This window comes from Bacillus sp. mrc49 (genome assembly GCF_002803435.1).
The window spans coordinates 1-978 of record NZ_PHNG01000129.1 but is presented as its reverse complement, the minus strand read 5'-3'; the positions used below and the strand labels follow the sequence as shown (position 1 = coordinate 978).

The window sequence follows — 978 nt, the reverse complement described above, 5'->3', positions numbered from 1 at the left end:
GTGGAAATTTATGATTGGCAAAAGATGAACAAAACGGAAGAAGATGAGAAGCGCGTTTGGCATCTTGCTTAGAATGAGAGACCCAGGGAAACACCCCACGAATGCACACGCCGAGAAGGCTCACGGACGTCCTCTGGATAAGGGAACACCTGCAGTGCTATGAAACGGCTATGTACAAATCTACCAGAACTGCAGGCAATGGAGAACCTATCTTCGATTTCACGCAGAGTGAAATGAAATGGAAGGCGCGACACTCCTGCGGGAAATGCGCGTCCACATGAGACACCGCAGGCGTAAAAGCCGAGGAGGCTTAAGGACCGCCTCTGGATAAGAGAGCACCTGCAGTGCTATGAAACGGACAAAGTACAAAACATCCAAAATATTGTCCAAAACAAAAAGGCTTGGAATACCAAAGCCTTTTTGTTTTGCCACTTTTCTTCATTAATTCCAGCGGTTGAACCAATTCTTGATTCTTTGTTTATTTTTTTCAAGCACTTCCTTCGATGTCCGGTTGTCTTTTTGCTTTTTCCATTCGAAGAAGGAGGCTATTCCGATAAGGAGGACACCGCCAATGATCAAATACAACCACCATGGCATCTCGCTCCACATCGAAGTAGTATTGCTATAAATATTGAATAAAATGGTGCCCGTTCCGGCAATGAAATACGATTTGTATTTCATCATGAAGCCAATCAGCATCGCTGCCAATGATACCGTTCCGATAATGAGCGCATCATATAAGGTGTTGCTCGCCATCGCATCCAGAATCAAGTCTAAAAATAAGAGTAAGACAATCGCACTCTCGATATATTGTGTGGTTTTGCCGTTAACGAAAATTTTCCTCAGCAGGATGGTACTGACGATGAAGAGCGGCAAAATATCTGCCTCTTCTTCAAGGACGGCAGGTATCGTGAATTGGTTGATGATGACCCAATACGGATAAAGGCTGGACAATATCGCTGCAGCCAAAAGAACATT

At 44.4% G+C, this 978-nt stretch carries 1 protein-coding gene; it reads right to left on the bottom strand.

What is annotated here, in order from left to right; translation table 11 throughout:
* Window positions 1–441 precede the first annotated feature (441 nt).
* The coding region (locus tag CVN76_RS00890) for an SCO7613 C-terminal domain-containing membrane protein (RefSeq protein WP_442857523.1) at window positions 442–978 on the bottom strand (537 nt) is incomplete at its 5' end.